Source organism: Burkholderia sp. BCC1998, assembly GCF_905339875.1.
Classification (GTDB): Bacteria; Pseudomonadota; Gammaproteobacteria; order Burkholderiales; family Burkholderiaceae; genus Burkholderia.
Window position 1 is genome coordinate 1 of record NZ_CAJPHE010000095.1, and the last position, 545, is coordinate 545.

Here is a 545-nt window from a genome sequence, read left to right on the forward strand (position 1 = left end):
TTCGTTCAGCTTCACGCTCGATACGTCGGCTGCCGCGCCGAGCGTTGCGCTCACCACCGATTCCGGCAGCAGCGCATCCGATCACATCACCAACGTCGGCACGCTGAACCTGACCGGTGTCGAAACCGGTGCGACCGTCGAATATTCGATCGATGGCGGTCATACCTGGAGCACCAGCTTCAGCGCGACCGAAGGCCTGAACGACGTACAGGTCCGTCAGACCGATATCGCCGGCAACACGTCGTCAGCAACGTCGTTCAGCTTCACGCTCGACACGTCGGCCGCCGCCCCCGGCGTTGCCCTCACCACCGATTCGGGCAGCAGCGCGTCCGATCACGTCACCAATGTCGGCACGTTGAACCTGACCGGTGTCGAGACCGGTGCCACCGTCGAATATTCGATCGACGGCGGCCATACGTGGAACACGAGTTTCAGCGCGACCGAAGGCGTGAACGATGTGCAGGTCCGGCAAACCGACATCGCCGGCAACACGTCGGCGGCGACTTCGTTCAGCTTTACGCTCGATACGTCGGCTGCCGCGCCGA

General features: G+C 63.1%; 1 protein-coding gene. It reads left to right on the forward strand.

The annotated features are described in order from the left end of the window. A partial coding sequence (locus U5A56_RS36935; RefSeq protein ID WP_321927419.1) for an Ig-like domain-containing protein occupies positions 1–545 on the forward strand: 545 nt, incomplete at both ends.